The following is a 14,969-nucleotide window of genomic DNA, read 5'->3' as shown; positions in this document are numbered from 1 at the left end:
GTATGTGGAGCGGGGTGTGCGCTTCAGCTCATTTTCGGGCCGGAACACGCTCCGCGCCAACCACTGTCGGGCCCGGTCCGGTCGCGATGCTCGGTGCGATGAGCGCCGGCGAGCCCGTTCAGCGGCCTGCCCGCCGCGATCGCGGCGTCGAACACCGCGACGAACAATGCCGACGCGCTTTCGCGCGCATCCGGCACCGCGATCTGCGTCAGCTCTGCGCGGCCGTCCGGGCGGCGCGCCGCCACCTCGGCGGTGATCGCCCTACATCCCGTCCATTCCCGCGCCAACCGGCACTCGACATGCGATCGACACGCATCCGATGTGCGATCGATACGTTCGAACGTCGGCATCCCGAAAGTGTCTCGCAGGGCCGTTGGTTGGGATGTTGGACGAGGGGCTCACACAGGTCGCGGCCGGGCGTGACCCGATGCTGTGTCATCCGACCGCGGTGTACCTCGGGCGATTTCGATGGTGTTCGTGCCGAGGAATATCGCGCCTCGCGTGATGTCTCCGATTCCGCGCTCCGGTGTCTCTGCGCCCGAATTTTTCGGTGGCCCTCGAGCTGGAATTCTCAGAGGTTCTCCGGTGATTCCTCAGAGTTCTCTCAGAGATTATCGAACGGCGCGCGCTCGCTGAATCTGGACGTGCGACCAGCCCTTGGAGTGGGTAAACGTGCAGGTAGAAGCCTATTTTCGCCGGGTGATTCATGGGATGTCTGGTGACATGCACCGCATTCGATAAACGAATGTAGTCTGCGTCACAAATGTCCGGAATTTCGTAACCGCATTCGCGACGCCGCCGATGTGCCGTGTGTCAGCCAGTTCGACTGGATAATTTCGACGAAGAGGAATTCATATGATCCCCGTTATCATCGACACCGGTAGTGCTGCCATCAACGGCCTGTTCGACACTCTCGGTGCCGCGCTGCACGGTGTGCTGAACACCCTGTGGACGGGATCCTTCGGCGGCCGCTGATTCGACTCCGCGATCGAGTAACTCGATCGAGTCCGTGCCGTTCGATCGGCACGACCGATGGAAGACCCCGCATCCCCTCGATGCGGGGTCTTCCCGTGTTTCCGAGCGTTTCGGAGGACGCGCCTGGATCCCCGCACCCGACGCGGACCCGGTGGCGTTACGGCAGAACGGCATTCGCCCTCGGTCGCACGGCTCCCCGCCGCGTCGCTCGCACACTGACGGCAGCCGCCTACCGGGTGGTACGGCCGGACGAAATCTCGGCTACTAAGCTGGTCGGCGGTAACTGCCGACCCCCTTTCCCCAGGAGTACCCCACAGTGAGCCAAGCAGGCCGTCCTGTTGTTCTGATCGCCGACAAGCTCGCCCAGTCGACCGTCGACGCGCTCGGTGACGGTGTCGAGGTTCGCTGGGTCGACGGCCCCGACCGCCCGGCCCTGCTCGCCGCGGTCCCGACGGCCGACGCGCTGCTCGTGCGTTCCGCCACCACCGTCGACGCCGAGGTGCTCGAGGCGGGCAAGAACCTGAAGATCGTCGCCCGCGCTGGCGTCGGCCTCGACAACGTCGACGTGCCCGCGGCCACCGAGCGCGGCGTCATGGTCGTCAACGCGCCGACCTCCAACATCCACACCGCCGCCGAGCACGCGGTCACCCTGATGCTCGCCGCGGCCCGCCAGGTCCCCGCCGCCGACGCGACCCTGCGCGACCGGACCTGGCAGCGCAGCAAGTTCAACGGCGTCGAGATCTTCGACAAGACTGTCGGCGTGGTCGGCCTCGGCCGCATCGGCCAGCTGTTCGCCGCGCGCCTCGCCGCGTTCGAGACCAAGATCATCGCGTACGACCCCTACGTCTCCCCGGCCCGCGCCGCCCAGCTCGGCATCGAGCTGGTCACCCTGGACGAGCTGCTGCAGCGCGCCGACCTGATCTCGGTGCACCTGCCCAAGACCCCGGAGACCAAGGGCCTGCTGAGCAAGGAGAAGCTCGCCCTCACCAAGCCGGGCGTCATCATCGTCAACGCCGCGCGCGGCGGCCTGATCGACGAGGTCGCGCTCGCCGAGGCCATCAAGTCCGGCCACGTGCGCGCCGCCGGTCTCGACGTGTTCGAGACCGAGCCGTGCACCGACAGCCCGCTGTTCGACCTCCCGCAGGTCGTCGTCACCCCGCACCTGGGCGCGTCCACCTCGGAGGCGCAGGACCGTGCCGGCACCGATGTCGCGAAGTCGGTGCTGCTCGCGCTGGCAGGCGAGTTCGTGCCCGGCGCGGTGAACGTCACCGGCGGCACGGTCGGCGAAGAGGTCGCCCCGTGGCTGGAGATCGTGCGCAAGCAGGGCGCGCTGATCGGCGCGCTGTCCGACGAGCTGCCCGTCAGCATCGAGGTCCAGGTGCGCGGCGAGCTCGCCTCCGAGGACGTCGCGGTGCTGGAACTGGCTGCGCTGCGCGGCATCTTCTCGGCGCTGGCCGAGGCCGACGGACAGGGCCCGGCGGTCACCTTCGTCAACGCCCCCGCGCTCGCCAAGGACCGTGGCATCACCGCCACGGTCACCACCGCCTCGGAGAGCCCGAGCCACCGTAGCGTCGTCGACGTGCGCGCCGTGTTCGGCGACGGTCGCACCCTGAACGTCGCGGGCACCCTCACCGAGCCGCAGCTGGTGCAGAAGATCGTCAACATCAACGGCCGCAACTACGACATGCGCGCCGAGGGCCTGAACCTGGCCGTGCTGAACTACGAGGACCGGCCGGGCGCGCTGGGCAAGATCGGCACCAAGCTGGGCGAGGCCGACGTCGACATCCTGGCCGCGCAGCTGAGCCAGGACGTGAACAAGGAAGGCGCCACCGTCATCCTGCGCGTCAACAAGGAAGTGGCCGCCGACGTGCAGAACGCCATCGCCGAGGCGGTCGGCGCAGGCAAGATCGCGCTGGTCGACCTGTTCTGATCCAGTCACGCCCTCGGGCGTGAAGCCAGATCGTGCGCGCGCCGTCACCACGGGTGGCGGCGCGTCGTATGTTCCCGGCGCGGCGCAGGATGGCCGGGCGCGCCCCGCCCGGTTGGCCGGACACGGCGGTGCGCCTAGTACCGTGTCGTTGCTCGCCGAGCGTCCGGCCAGGTCCGGTCGAACACTGAACGGAGTTGTCATGAAGCTTGCTGTCATCCCCGGTGACGGTATCGGGCCCGAGGTCATCGCCGAGGCGCTCAAGGTGCTGGACGTCGTCGTGCCCGGAGTCGAGAAGACCGAGTACGACCTGGGCGCCAAGCGCTACCACGCGACCGGCGAGATCCTGCCCGACTCGGTGCTGCCGGAACTGAAGGAGCACGACGCCATCCTGCTCGGCGCGATCGGCGACCCGTCCGTGCCGAGCGGCGTGCTCGAGCGCGGTCTGCTGCTGCGCACCCGATTCGCGCTGGACCACCACGTGAACCTGCGCCCATCGAAGCTGTTCCCCGGCGTGACCAGCCCGCTGGCGGGCAACCCCGACATCGACTTCGTCGTGGTGCGCGAAGGCACCGAGGGCCCCTACACCGGTACCGGCGGCGCGATCCGCGTCGAGACCCCGCACGAGGTCGCTACCGAGGTGAGCACCAACACCCGCTTCGGCATCGAGCGCGTGGTGCGCTACGCCTTCGCCAAGGCGCAGGCCCGCCGCAACCACCTCACCCTGGTGCACAAGAACAACGTGCTGACCTTCGCCGGATCGCTGTGGCAGCGCACCGTCGACGAGGTCGCCGCGGAGTTCCCCGACGTCACCACCGCCTACCAGCACATCGACGCGGCGACCATCCACATGGTCAACGACCCCGGCCGCTTCGACGTGATCGTCACCGACAACCTGTTCGGCGACATCATCACCGACCTCGCGGCCGCGGTCAGCGGCGGCATCGGCCTGGCCGCCAGCGGCAACATCGATGCCTCCGGCGCCAACCCGAGCATGTTCGAGCCGGTGCACGGCAGCGCCCCCGACATCGCGGGCCAGTCGAAGGCCGACCCGACCGCGGCGATCCTTTCGGTGTCGCTGCTGCTCAACCACCTCGGCAACGCCGAGGCCGCGGCTCGGATCGAGGCCGCCGTCGCCAAGGACCTGGCCGAGCGGTCCGGCGCTTCCTCCACGGTGGAGGTCGGCGACCGCATCGCCGCCGCGGTCTGACCACCGTCGGCGAAGCCCCGCATCCGGCGGCTCGGGTGCGGGGTTTTCCCGTGTGAACTGGTTATCCTCGGGTCGAGTGCGAACCAGGGAGGCCGGATGGCCATGCGACGAGCGAGCAAGCGGCTGGAGCCGGGTCCCTACACGATCCGGGACCTGCACGCGCTGCCGGAGGACGGCAAGGGCTTCGAGCTGGAGGACGGCTGGCTGATCGAAGTGGCGCGCGGCGCACGGCACAATCACGTCGCCCAGCGGCTGGCGCGCTTCCTCGATGTCGCCGCCGATTTGGCGACGCACGTCTGCCTCGGCGGCGGCTGGGAAGTGAGCACGCCCAACGGCATTCGGAAACCCGACATCGTCGTGGTGCCTCGCGAGGTCGTGCGCACGGCGATCGTCGCCGACCCGCCCCGGCTGCTGCCCGGCTCCGAGGTGCTGCTGGCGGTGGAGGTCGTCGCGCCGGGAACCGGCAGCGAGCGCACCGATCGGGTGCGAAAGGTCAGAGAGTACGCGGCCGTTGGCATACCGCAGTATTGGATCGTCGAACACCACCCGGACGTGCGCATCTTCCCGCTCGTCCTCGACGGGGATGTCTACCGCGCCGAACCGCCTGTCGGACCAGGGGCGACGCTGAGCGCGAACATCGGTCACCGCAATCGCTTTCGCGTCAGCGTCGATCCGGCGACGCTGCTCGAAGTGTGAGTCGGCTCCTGGCGCAACGGTTTACCTCTGGTCCGCTCGGCTGGGACGAGCCGGATCGCAGGCGCGCGTTGGACATCGGTTCGGCGGACTGCGTCGGTGACGGTGGTGTGCTCAACGGCATCCACGTTCCCAAGGGCGCCGTCGTCATCGTGCCGATCCTGCACGGCAAGCGGATTCGATCGCGAGTTGCGTACTCGTGATCGTGTGACCGAAGTAGCCGGGAGGACCGCAGTCGCGAGCGACGACCCGCCCGGCTGATGATCAGCGCGCGGCGTCGCGGTCGGCGGGGACCAGCGGGATGGCGGCCGTGGCCAGCGCCGCGGCGGCCAAATAGGCGGCGGGGAAACCGCCGATCGTGATCAGCGCGCCGAAAACCGGTGGGATGGCGGCCATCGCGAGGTTTTGGCCGGTGTTCTGAATGCCGAGACCGCGCCCGCTCCAGTACGGCCCGGCGATCTCGGCGACCGCCGTGAAGGCGAGTCCGTTGTCCGACACCGTGATCACCGAGGCGGCGATCAGCAGCGGGATGGCGGCCCACCACCACTGCGTCCAAGCAGTCAGGCCCAAGGCCGCCATGGACATGACGGCCGCGATGGCCACGGTCCGCAGCGGGCCCAGCCTACTGCCGACCCGGTCGGACCAGGCGCCCGCGCCGATGCGGCCGAACGCGCCGAGGATCTGGGTCGCCGTCACCAGCGCGCCCGCGGCGGCCAGCGACCAGCCGATGTCGCGGTGCAGCCACAGCAGCGCGAAGGTCCACACCACGCCCTGCGGCACGCACAGCAGCACGGACACCGCGTGGATGCGCCACAGCGTGGCGTCGCCGCGATACGGATTGGCCCGGTCGACGCCCTTGCCCTCCGGTCGCGGCGGATCGATGATGCCCAGGTAGCAGGCCGCCGCCGCGACGCAGGCCATGATCGCAGGCACCAGAACGGCGGCCGAAATGCCATGCGCCGCAGCGACAGCGGGCACCGCCAGCGCGCCGATGCCGACACCGAGCGGTTGCGCGGTCTGCCTGATGCCCATGGCCAGCCCGCGCCGCTCCGGCGGGAACCAGCCGACGATGACGCGGCCGCTGGCGCCGTTGGTGCTGGCCGCGCCTGCGCCGCCGAGGAACAGCAACGCGCCGAGCGCGATGTCGTTCGTGGTGGCGGCCGCCGCGGCGCCCGCGACGAACATCACCAGCGGCCCGCCGACCAACACCTTTCGCTCACCGATTCGGTCCACCACGTAGCCCCACGCGATGAGCGTGCAGACCAGTCCGACGGTGGGCATCGCCACCAGCAGACCCGCTGTGGGCAAGGACATTCCGCGCGCCGTCAGCGCGGGCAGCAGGAAGGGCGTTCCGTGGATGAACACGGCGCTCGATGCCTGCGCGAAGACGCCGAGGGCGAGCATGGACCACCGTCGTGCCGCGCGAATCTCTGTCACGGTCGCCATGGGCCACACCTCGAATCTCACAATATGGAACGTAAGTCTCACTGAATGAACATCGCGGGTTACGTTACACCCGAGGGCGAGTGGATTTCTCGCTCCGGGAGCGATCGCGATCGCGGCTGGTCCCCGGCGACCGGCGCGAACGCGTCGCCGATCGAGTCGAAACTCACACTCGATGCCCGCGTCCGGTCGGCGGCGAGATCCGTCCTGACGTGCCGAAGCGGTCGGCCGCGCGCGCCGATCGAACCGCTCGGTCGGGTGCGTTCGAGCAGGTCGATGCCGGTCGATAGACTTCGGGGCATGCGTCTAGGTCGAGTTGCCAGTCCCGATGGGGTCGCGTTCGTCAGCATCGAAGGGGAGGAAAGCGACAGCATCGCCAAAGAGATCGCGGAACACCCGTTCGGTACGCCGACGTTCACCGGACGGAGTTGGCCGCTGGCCGACGTGCGCCTGCTCGCGCCGATCCTGGCCAGCAAGGTGGTGTGTGTCGGCAAGAACTACGCCGCGCACGCCGCGGAGATGGGCGGTCCCGCGCCGGAGGAGCCGGTGATCTTCATGAAGCCGAGCACCTCCATCGTCGGGCCGAACGCCCCGATCATCTTGCCGCCCAGCTCCTCTCAGGTCGATTACGAGGGCGAACTCGCCGTCGTCATCGGCCGTCCGTGCAAAGACGTGCCCGCCGCCCGTGCCAAGGACGTGATCCTCGGCTACACGGTCGCCAACGACGTCACCGCCCGCGATCAGCAGCGCAAGGACGGTCAGTGGACGCGCGGCAAAGGCTACGACACCTTCTGCCCGCTCGGTCCGTGGATCGAAACCTCGCTGGACCCTTCGGATCTGGAGATCGTCACCGAACTCGACGGCGAGGTTCGCCAGCGCAGCCGCACTTCGCTACTGCTGCACGACATTCCGAAGCTGATCGAATGGGTGAGCACGGTCATGACGCTGCTTCCCGGCGACGTCATCCTGACCGGAACGCCGGAGGGCGTCGGGCCCGTGCAGAACGGCCAGCAGGTGTCCGTCACCGTCGAGGGCGTCGGAACCCTCACCAATCCCGTTGCCGCCAAACGCTGATCGAAAGAGAGCCATGACTGAAGTACGGGTCCGTTTCTGCCCGTCACCCACCGGTACACCGCACGTCGGCCTGATCCGGACGGCGCTGTTCAACTGGGCGTACGCCCGCCACACCGGCGGCACCTTCGTCTTCCGCATCGAAGACACCGACGCGGCACGCGATTCCGAGGAGTCCTACCGCGCGATCCTCGACGCGCTGCGCTGGCTCGGGCTGACCTGGGACGAGGGTCCCGAGGTCGGCGGCCCTTACGGGCCCTACCGCCAGTCGGAGCGGCGGGAGCTGCATTTCGACGTGGTGCGCAAGCTGCTGGAGTCGGGCGAGGCGTACGAATCTTTCTCCACGCCCGACGAAGTCGAGGCGCGCCACCGCGCGGCAGGCCGGGACCCCAAACTCGGTTACGACAACTTCGACCGCGATCTGAGCCCCGAGGCCATCGCGGCCTACCGCGCCGAGGGCAGGCCGCCGGTGATCCGGCTTCGCATGCCCGACGAGGACCTCACCTGGCACGACCTGGTGCGCGGCGAGACCACCTTCAAGGCGGGCACGGTGCCCGATTTCGCGCTCACCCGCGGTAATGGCGACCCGCTCTACACGCTGGTCAACCCGGTCGACGACGCACTGATGAAGATCACCCACGTGCTGCGCGGCGAGGATCTGCTCTCCTCGACGCCGCGCCAGCTCGCGCTGTACGCGGCGCTGGAGCGGATCGGAGTGGCGGAGTTCACCCCGGAGTTCGGGCACCTGCCGTTCGTCATGGGGCAGGGCAACAAGAAGTTGTCCAAGCGTGATCCGGAGTCGAATCTGTTCGCTCACCGTGACCGCGGATTCATCCCCGAGGGTTTGCTGAATTACCTGGCACTACTCGGTTGGAGCATCGCCGACGATCACGATGTGTTCTCGATGGCCGAGATGGTGACCGCCTTCGATATTTCGAAAGTGAATTCGAACCCGGCGCGTTTCGACCAGAAGAAGGCCGACGCGCTGAACGCCGAGCACATCCGTTTGCTGGCACCCGGCGATTTCGCGAGCCGACTGCGTGAGTTCCTCACCGAACACGGTCACATCGGCGCCGAAGTGGACGAGAAGGTGTTCGCCACGGCGGCGGAATTGGTGCAGACCAGAATCGTGGTGCTGTCCGATGCCTGGGAGCTCCTGCGATTCTTGTTCGCACCCGCCGAAGAGTTCGCCATAGACCCGGCCGCGGGCGCCAAGAATCTGGCCACGGACGCCGTACCGGTACTCGACGCCGCAATTGCCGCGCTGGAGCCTTTGGCGTCCTGGACCACCCCGGCTATCGAGGAAGCGCTGAAAGTCGCGCTGATCGATGATTTGGGGCTCAAACCGCGCAAGGCGTTCGCGCCGGTGCGGGTCGCGGTGACCGGATCGCACATCAGTCCGCCGCTGTACGAGTCGCTGGAATTGCTCGGCCGGGAGACGACGATGGCGCGGCTGCGTGCGGCGCAGCAGTGGTCGCCCGCCGCGGAGTAGGGCTGCCCGCCTTCGCTCCGGCCGGCGCGGGGACGCTCACGGACGTCGTCCGGTAGGGCGGCCGCGCGGGGGCGAGTGGCGTCGGGACCGGTTCGCTCGCCGTGCGCGGACCGGCCCCTCCGAGGTGCCTTTTGGGCCGAAAACATGGCTTTGACCAGGCGATTTGTAGTTTACCGGTAGAGGTTTGGTAATCTCTTTCTCGGCCGGAACGCGGCCCCGAGGTCAGCCAGACAGCGGGGTCGAGAGACCTGGTCACTGGGGTATGGTGTAATTGGCAACACAGCTGATTCTGGTTCAGCCATTCTAGGTTCGAGTCCTGGTACCCCAGCGGAGAATGTTGTACGTCTCTCGGTTCGCGGCCGAAAGTAGTTCAGCATCCGGCGATTTGGTCGCCGAGCTTCGGTCAGCTAAACTAACCGAGCTTCCACCGATCGAAAGATCAACCGGAGATCACTGAGAACGTGAGTGATCAGTCCTGGCCCCGTCGTCTAGCGGCCTAGGACGCCGCCCTCTCAAGGCGGTAGCGCGGGTTCGAATCCCGTCGGGGCTACGCAAGTGGGAGGCCCATGCTCATGAAGAGCATGGGCCTTTCTTGCTTCGCAGGTGTTTTGTGGGGGTGCGACCCCCACGCCCCGCCCGGAGGGGTGTTGCCCCCGGACCCCCCTTGGCGGGTGGTCCCGTTTGTGGGGGTCGTCACTTTGAGTCTTTGGCCCGTTGGGGCTTGGTGGGTTCGTCACGTTTCGTGGCGGTCGTTGGCTGGGGGGTTTCGCCCTTCGACCCCTTGGTGAGAGGGCTTTGCCCGGCCCCGGTCCCCTTGGTGGTTGTCGCGTTGCGTGGGGGTAGTCGCCTCGAGGCTTCGTCCTTCGGCCCGTTGGTGAGGGGTGGGCGTTGTCACTTCGAGCATTCGGCCCGTTGGTCTCTTGGTGAGTCGGCCCCACGGCAGGAGCGCCTGCTCGGTGGTCGCGGTACTGGGGCTTGCGTTCTTGCTGTGAGCGGGGCCGTTTCGTCGAGGTCGTCCCTCGGGACTTTGGCCCTTCGGCTCCTTGGTGAGTGGGCGGGGTTGTGGGGCTGTCCCTTCGAGTCTTGGCCTGTTGGCCTCTGTGGCGAGCGGGGCCGTTGCGCTGGGGCGTCCCTTCGAGTCGTTGGTTCTCAGGACTCGTGGTGTTGCCGCGGCCGAGGCGTTCCTGGCGCAGGTGGTGGCGAAATACCCGGCAGGTCCGGCGTTGACGGAGGCGCCGAGTACCCCGATGAGGTGGCTCGGTGCTGTCCCATCGCACCTCGCTGTCCAGATCGACCGCGCAGACCGCTTGTACGCCTCGCAGCGGACACAAGGCGTGCGAACAGCACCTCCGCGGGGAACGTCAGCGGAACGGCGGAGGACATAAAGGGAACGGGGCGCCTTCGATGGGATCCGGGTGGTGAGCCTCGTGATCCGCGGGGCGCCCCGTGCCGGGTCGTCGTTATCCGCTCTTGCGGCGGAACTCTCGCTTGTGGCTGGCGCTGCCCTGGACCGAAGTGGCCTTGGAGTGGCCGTTCATGTGGTCGGCCGCCTTGCCGTGCTGGGCGTTCTTGCGCTCGAGCGCCTCGCGGAACTTGCGCTTCACTTCTTCGGCACTGCCGTTGGGACTACCCGATTCCGTCATCGCATGCTCCTCGTCGTCGCGGCCGCGCGCAGCGCTACCCGCGGGGCGGCGCTGCCCGGCCGAATCGTGTCGAACGACTCGACGCTAGCCTGCGGGAGCGCCGCTGTCAGCTGGATTTCCGGTGCGTCGCGGCGCACGCGCGATCAGTCCAGAGCGTTGGCCGTGGTGCCGCCGAGCGGCAGTGCGGGCAGGCCGAGTTTGCGGTGATCCCAGCTGCGGACCCGCTCGGGGACGACGCGGACCGCGACCCGTTTGTTGAGCATGTTCTCCACCAGCGGGCGAACCTCTTCGCTGTAAGGGCCGGTGTAGCGTTCCCACACGCTCACGCCGACGGCGAACAGCCGCTCCGGATCCTCGATGATCTCGGCGCGCCCCTCGATGGACACCCCGCGCAGCTGGTCGTAGGTCTGTCCGGCCTCGACCATGCACGTGATGCGCGGATCGCGGCGCAGATTCACCGCCTTCTGCGATTTGACCTTGGTTTCGAACCAGATCTCGCCATCGATCAGCGCGTACCACATGGCGGTCAGGTGCGGCCTGCCCTGCGGACCGACGGTGGCCAGCGTCGCGATGCGGCTTCGCTCCAAAAACTCGGCGATCTCGGCGTCGGACATGACGATCTGCGCCCGTTGGTTGACTCCCATGGGCCAACTCTAGAGAACAAAATCTGAAACGTGTTACAGACGCTTGTGTAGCGCGTCCGCGGCCGCGACCAGGTCGGCCGCCCATCGTGCGCCCGGCCTGCGGCCCATCCGGTCGATCGGGCCGGAGACCGAGACCGCGGCGATCACGTTGCCTGCAGTGTCGCGGACCGGAGCCGAGACGCTGGCCACGCCGGCCGCCCGCTCGGCCGCGCTCTGCGCCCAGCCGCGCTTGCGCACTTCGGCCAGCGCGCGCTCACCGAAGACCGCGTCGGCCAGAATGGTGCGCTGCAACTCCGGATCCGCCCAGGCGAGCAGCACCTTGGCGGCCGAGCCTGCGGTGAGCGGCAGCCTGGCGCCGATCGGGACGGTGTCGCGCAGGCCGACGGGCGGCTCCATGGCGGCGATGCAGACCCTGGCTCCGCCGTCGCGGCAGTAGAGCTGGACGCTCTCGCCGGTGATCTCGCGCAGCCGGGGCAGTATGGCGGCCGCGGCCTCCTGTAGCGGGTCGGTGGCGCCTGCCGCCAGCTCGGCGAGGGCCGGCCCAGGACGCCAGGTTCCGTTGTTGTCGCGGGCGAGCAGGCGGTGCACCTCCAGGCCGACGGCCAGCCGGTGTGCGGTGGCCCTCGGCAGGCCGGTGCGGGTGCACAGTTCGTTGAGACCGCACGGATGCTCCGCGACGGCGTAGAGGACCGCCACTGCTTTGTCGAGGACGCCGATACCGCTATGCTGTCTCATAGAACGATATTAGCGTCTCGGATATTGAGATAGTCAAACTCCGCCTTGAACGCCGCCGTCGAGACGAGCGGCCGGGCGGGGACGACGCGGTCGAGATGTCCGACGACCCGAATCCACAACTCTGTGCAGCAGGCCACGCGCACTCAGCCCGAATCGCGCGGGTCCGCTGCTCGTCCGAAAGGTGATCGAGAATGGCCGACCGCCCACGCACCCTGGCCGAGAAGGTGTGGGATCAGCATGTCGTCGCGCGCGGCGAGGGCGAAGGCGCCTCGCGCGAGCCCGATCTGATCTACATCGATCTGCATCTGGTGCACGAAGTGACGAGTCCGCAAGCCTTCGACGGACTGCGGGCCGCGGGCAGGAAGGTGCGCCGCCCCGACCTGACCATCGCGACCGAGGACCACAACGTCCCCACCATCGATATCGATAAGCCGATCGCCGATCCCATTTCGCGGACCCAGGTCGAGACGCTGCGGCACAACTGCGCGGAATTCGGTGTCCGGCTGCACCCGATGGGCGATCTGGACCAGGGCATCGTGCACGTGGTCGGTCCGCAGCTCGGCCTGACCCAGCCGGGCACGACGGTGGTGTGCGGCGACAGCCACACCTCAACGCACGGCGCGTTCGGCGCGCTGGCGATGGGCATCGGCACCAGCGAGGTCGAACACGTGCTGGCGACACAGACTTTGTCGCTGCGCCCGTTCAAGACGATGGCCGTCAACATCGATGGTCAGCTGCCGCACGGTGTCACCAGCAAGGACGTGATCCTGGCCGTCATCGCTCAGATCGGCACCGGCGGCGGCCAGGGCTACGTCCTGGAGTACCGCGGCGAGGCCGTGCGCGCCATGTCCATGGAGGCGCGGATGACGATGTGCAACATGTCCATCGAGGCGGGCGCCCGCGCGGGCATGATCGCGCCGGACGAGGTCACCTACGAGTTCCTGAAGGGTCGCCCGCACGCTCCCGAGGGCGCCGACTGGGATGCCGCGGTGGCGGCCTGGGACGCGCTGAAGACGGATGAGGGCGCCGTTTTCGACGCCGAGGTGCACATCGACGCGAGCAAGCTGACGCCGTTCGTCACTTGGGGCACCAACCCGGGCCAGGGCCTGCCGCTGGGCGACGCGGTGCCGAACCCGGCCGAGATTGCCGACGAGACGGCGCGCGAGGCCGCGGAGAAAGCGCTGCGATACATGGATTTGGAGCCGGGAACTCCGCTTCGGCAGATCCCGATCGACACCGTATTCGTCGGATCGTGCACCAACGGGCGCATCGAGGATTTGCGTGCTGTGGCCGGGATTTTGAAGGGACGGCGCGTCGCGGACGGCGTGCGAATGCTGGTTGTACCGGGCTCGATGCGGGTTCGCGCGCAGGCGGAAAAAGAAGGATTGGGCGAGATTTTCACCGCGGCGGGCGCCGAATGGCGGCAGGCGGGTTGTTCGATGTGCCTGGGAATGAACCCGGATCAGCTTTCGCCTGGCCAGCGCTGCGCCTCCACCTCCAACCGCAACTTCGAAGGCAGGCAGGGCAAAGGCGGGCGTACCCACCTGGTTTCTCCGCTGGTGGCCGCCGCGACGGCCGTCCGCGGAACCCTGTCCTCGCCCGCGGATCTGAACTGACGCCGCACGACACCCCCTATCTACCCAGGAGAATCCGATGGAAGCCTTCACCGTGCACAAGGGGATCGGCGTGCCACTGCGCCGCTCCAACGTCGACACCGATCAGATCATCCCGGCGGTCTATCTGAAGCGAGTCACTCGTACCGGATTCGAGGACGGACTGTTCGCGGGCTGGCGAGCGGACCAGGACTTCATTTTGAACACCGAGCCTTTCAACCGGGGTAGTGTGCTGGTTGCGGGTCCGGATTTCGGTACCGGTTCCTCACGTGAGCATGCCGTTTGGGCGCTGTCGGACTACGGCTTTCGGGTGGTCATCTCGCCCCGATTCGCCGACATCTTCCGCGGCAATGCGGGCAAGGGTGGCCTGTTGGCGGCCCAGATGTCACAGAACGATGTCGAATTGCTCTGGAAGATGATCGAGGAACAGCCCGGTCTCGAATTGGTAGTGGATCTCCAGGCGCGTACCGTGACGGCGGGAACCGTCGTGTTGCCGTTCGATATTGATGACTACACCAGGTGGCGCCTGCTCGAGGGTTTGGATGACATCGGGCTGACGCTGCGGCGTAGCGACGTCATCGCCGAGTTCGAAAAGGCAAGGCCGGCTTGGAAGCCCACCACCCTGCCCGCGCATATTTCGCAGGCGTAATCAATCAGGGGCGATAGCTGGACGTCATGGCGAGCGGTAGCTAGACGTGTGCTAAACCACCATGAATTTTGGCGTGGCACATAGACTCTTGCTCAAAGTGGGTTTACCGTGGTACCTAGTCGGTCCGACGACGGGCCATTAGTCTGCGGAGGATTCAATGAACAAGGCGGAACTGATCGACGTTCTGACCGAAAAGTTGGGTACGGACAGGCGCACGGCTACCGCGGCAGTCGAGCATGTTGTGGACACCATCGTGCGCGCGGTGCACAAAGGCCAGAGCGTCACGATCACCGGATTCGGTGTGTTCGAACAGCGTAAGCGTGCTGCCCGTGTGGCTCGGAACCCGCGCACCGGTGAAACCGTCAAGGTCAAGCCGACTTCGGTGCCCGCGTTCCGTCCCGGCGCCCAGTTCAAGGCGGTCATCGCGGGCAAGCAGAAGCTCGCGGCGACCGGCCCTGCGGTCAAGCGCGGCGTGAATGCCCCTGTGGCGGCGAAGAAGGCGGCCGCCAAGAAGACGGCGGCGAAGAAGGCCGCCGCCAAGAAGGCGACCGCCACCAAGGCGCCCGCCAAGACGACGGCGAAGAAGGCGGCAGCCAAGGCTCCGGCGAAGACCGCGGCCAGGAAGACCGCCGCCAAGAAGGCGCCCGCCGCCAAGAAGGCGGCCACCAAGGCCACCGCCGCCAAGAAGACCACGGCGGCCAAGAAGACCACGGCCAAGGCCACCGCCGCCAAGAAGACGGCGGCGAAGAAGGCTCCGGCCAAGAAGACCGCGGCCAAGAAGGCTCCGGCCCGCCGCGCGCGCTGAGGCGTAGTCGGCGGCCCGGCCGACTAATCACGCCATACGGACCGGAAACGGCCCCGGGGATCGCCCCGG

The 14,969-nt window shown here is 67.6% G+C and carries 14 protein-coding genes and 2 tRNA genes; 11 read left to right on the top strand and 5 right to left on the bottom strand.

Annotated elements, in window-relative coordinates; genetic code table 11:
- Positions 1-23: 23 nt before the first annotated feature.
- Positions 24-350: a hypothetical protein gene (locus AB0H50_RS03820; RefSeq protein WP_357446218.1), complete on the bottom strand. Its 327-nt coding sequence runs from the start codon at positions 348-350 to the stop codon at positions 24-26.
- A 941-nt stretch (positions 351-1,291) separates the two neighbouring features.
- Between AB0H50_RS03820 and serA the strand changes: the two genes are divergently transcribed.
- The 4 genes from serA (at position 1,292) to AB0H50_RS03800 (ending at position 5,008) form a co-directional block, all read left to right on the top strand.
- Positions 1,292-2,905 carry a phosphoglycerate dehydrogenase gene (gene serA, locus AB0H50_RS03815; RefSeq protein WP_357446215.1) on the top strand — a complete coding sequence of 538 codons (1,614 nt, stop codon included), beginning with the start codon at positions 1,292-1,294 and terminating at the stop codon, positions 2,903-2,905.
- Positions 2,906-3,104: 199 nt separating this feature from the next.
- Positions 3,105-4,112 (top strand): 3-isopropylmalate dehydrogenase, encoded by a 1,008-nt coding sequence (locus AB0H50_RS03810; RefSeq protein WP_357446212.1) that lies wholly within the window; start codon positions 3,105-3,107, stop codon positions 4,110-4,112.
- 96 nt (positions 4,113-4,208) lie between these two features.
- A complete protein-coding gene (locus AB0H50_RS03805) occupies positions 4,209-4,808 on the top strand; it encodes a Uma2 family endonuclease (RefSeq protein ID WP_357446209.1) in 600 nt (199 codons plus the stop codon).
- The gene (locus tag AB0H50_RS03800; RefSeq protein WP_357446206.1) at positions 4,805-5,008 is read left to right on the top strand and encodes a hypothetical protein; all 204 of its coding nucleotides are present in this window, start codon (positions 4,805-4,807) and stop codon (positions 5,006-5,008) included. Before AB0H50_RS03805 ends, AB0H50_RS03800 begins: the two co-directional genes overlap by 4 nt.
- Before the next feature lie 61 nt (positions 5,009-5,069).
- Here the strand turns inward: AB0H50_RS03800 and AB0H50_RS03795 are convergent, their stop codons facing one another.
- Entirely contained in the window at positions 5,070-6,251 is a 1,182-nt protein-coding gene (locus AB0H50_RS03795; RefSeq protein ID WP_357446203.1) for an MFS transporter, read from the bottom strand.
- Between the two features lie 297 nt (positions 6,252-6,548).
- Here AB0H50_RS03795 and AB0H50_RS03790 point away from each other — a divergent pair, with 297 nt between their 5' ends.
- The 4 genes from AB0H50_RS03790 (at position 6,549) to AB0H50_RS03775 (ending at position 9,361) form a co-directional block, all read left to right on the top strand.
- Positions 6,549-7,322 carry a fumarylacetoacetate hydrolase family protein gene (locus tag AB0H50_RS03790; RefSeq protein ID WP_357446200.1) on the top strand — a complete coding sequence of 258 codons (774 nt, stop codon included), beginning with the start codon at positions 6,549-6,551 and terminating at the stop codon, positions 7,320-7,322.
- A gap of 13 nt (positions 7,323-7,335) precedes the next feature.
- Positions 7,336-8,811, top strand: coding sequence for a glutamate--tRNA ligase (gene gltX / locus AB0H50_RS03785; protein WP_357446197.1), 1,476 nt, complete (start codon positions 7,336-7,338; stop codon positions 8,809-8,811).
- Positions 8,812-9,067: 256 nt separating this feature from the next.
- Positions 9,068-9,139, top strand: a tRNA-Gln gene (locus AB0H50_RS03780).
- A gap of 149 nt (positions 9,140-9,288) precedes the next feature.
- Positions 9,289-9,361: transfer RNA gene (locus tag AB0H50_RS03775), tRNA-Glu, on the top strand.
- A 910-nt stretch (positions 9,362-10,271) separates the two neighbouring features.
- On the opposite strand, the gene AB0H50_RS03770 is transcribed toward AB0H50_RS03775, so the two are convergent.
- The 3 genes from AB0H50_RS03770 to AB0H50_RS03760 form a co-directional block, all read right to left on the bottom strand.
- Positions 10,272-10,454, bottom strand: a complete 183-nt coding sequence (locus AB0H50_RS03770) for a DUF5302 domain-containing protein (protein WP_357446194.1) — start codon at positions 10,452-10,454, stop codon at positions 10,272-10,274.
- 143 nt (positions 10,455-10,597) lie between these two features.
- Complete coding sequence (locus AB0H50_RS03765) at positions 10,598-11,098, bottom strand: PPOX class F420-dependent oxidoreductase (RefSeq protein ID WP_357446191.1); 501 nt, start codon at positions 11,096-11,098, stop codon at positions 10,598-10,600.
- 33 nt (positions 11,099-11,131) lie between these two features.
- Positions 11,132-11,833: an IclR family transcriptional regulator gene (locus AB0H50_RS03760; protein WP_067781941.1), complete on the bottom strand. Its 702-nt coding sequence runs from the start codon at positions 11,831-11,833 to the stop codon at positions 11,132-11,134.
- Positions 11,834-12,024: 191 nt separating this feature from the next.
- Here AB0H50_RS03760 and leuC point away from each other — a divergent pair, with 191 nt between their 5' ends.
- The 3 genes from leuC (at position 12,025) to AB0H50_RS03745 (ending at position 14,900) form a co-directional block, all read left to right on the top strand.
- A complete protein-coding gene (gene leuC / locus AB0H50_RS03755; RefSeq protein ID WP_357446188.1) occupies positions 12,025-13,449 on the top strand; it encodes a 3-isopropylmalate dehydratase large subunit in 1,425 nt (474 codons plus the stop codon).
- Positions 13,450-13,486: 37 nt separating this feature from the next.
- Positions 13,487-14,095: a 3-isopropylmalate dehydratase small subunit gene (gene leuD, locus AB0H50_RS03750; protein WP_357446185.1), complete on the top strand. Its 609-nt coding sequence runs from the start codon at positions 13,487-13,489 to the stop codon at positions 14,093-14,095.
- Positions 14,096-14,252: 157 nt separating this feature from the next.
- On the top strand, positions 14,253-14,900 hold the full coding sequence (locus AB0H50_RS03745) for an HU family DNA-binding protein (RefSeq protein ID WP_357446182.1): 648 nt from the start codon (positions 14,253-14,255) through the stop codon (positions 14,898-14,900).
- The last annotated feature ends 69 nt before the right edge of the window (positions 14,901-14,969 follow it).

Source organism: Nocardia sp. NPDC050793, assembly GCF_040654065.1.
Taxonomy (GTDB): Bacteria; Actinomycetota; Actinomycetes; order Mycobacteriales; family Mycobacteriaceae; genus Nocardia.
Note: the sequence above shows the minus strand (reverse complement) of the source record. Positions and strands in the feature narration are given on the sequence as shown.

Excerpts from the sequence above, each read along its gene's own strand:
- AB0H50_RS03765 (WP_357446191.1), bottom strand. The coding sequence starts at position 11,098 with ATGGGAGTCAACCAACGGGCGCAGATCGTCATGTCCGACGCCGAGATC.
- leuC (WP_357446188.1), top strand. The coding sequence starts at position 12,025 with ATGGCCGACCGCCCACGCACCCTGGCCGAGAAGGTGTGGGATCAGCAT.
- AB0H50_RS03760 (WP_067781941.1), bottom strand. The coding sequence starts at position 11,833 with ATGAGACAGCATAGCGGTATCGGCGTCCTCGACAAAGCAGTGGCGGTC.
- AB0H50_RS03770 (WP_357446194.1), bottom strand. The coding sequence starts at position 10,454 with ATGACGGAATCGGGTAGTCCCAACGGCAGTGCCGAAGAAGTGAAGCGC.
- AB0H50_RS03820 (WP_357446218.1), bottom strand. The coding sequence starts at position 350 with ATGCCGACGTTCGAACGTATCGATCGCACATCGGATGCGTGTCGATCG.
- AB0H50_RS03810 (WP_357446212.1), top strand. The coding sequence starts at position 3,105 with ATGAAGCTTGCTGTCATCCCCGGTGACGGTATCGGGCCCGAGGTCATC.
- AB0H50_RS03745 (WP_357446182.1), top strand. The coding sequence starts at position 14,253 with ATGAACAAGGCGGAACTGATCGACGTTCTGACCGAAAAGTTGGGTACG.
- gltX (WP_357446197.1), top strand. The coding sequence starts at position 7,336 with ATGACTGAAGTACGGGTCCGTTTCTGCCCGTCACCCACCGGTACACCG.
- AB0H50_RS03805 (WP_357446209.1), top strand. The coding sequence starts at position 4,209 with ATGGCCATGCGACGAGCGAGCAAGCGGCTGGAGCCGGGTCCCTACACG.
- AB0H50_RS03795 (WP_357446203.1), bottom strand. The coding sequence starts at position 6,251 with ATGGCGACCGTGACAGAGATTCGCGCGGCACGACGGTGGTCCATGCTC.
- leuD (WP_357446185.1), top strand. The coding sequence starts at position 13,487 with ATGGAAGCCTTCACCGTGCACAAGGGGATCGGCGTGCCACTGCGCCGC.
- AB0H50_RS03790 (WP_357446200.1), top strand. The coding sequence starts at position 6,549 with ATGCGTCTAGGTCGAGTTGCCAGTCCCGATGGGGTCGCGTTCGTCAGC.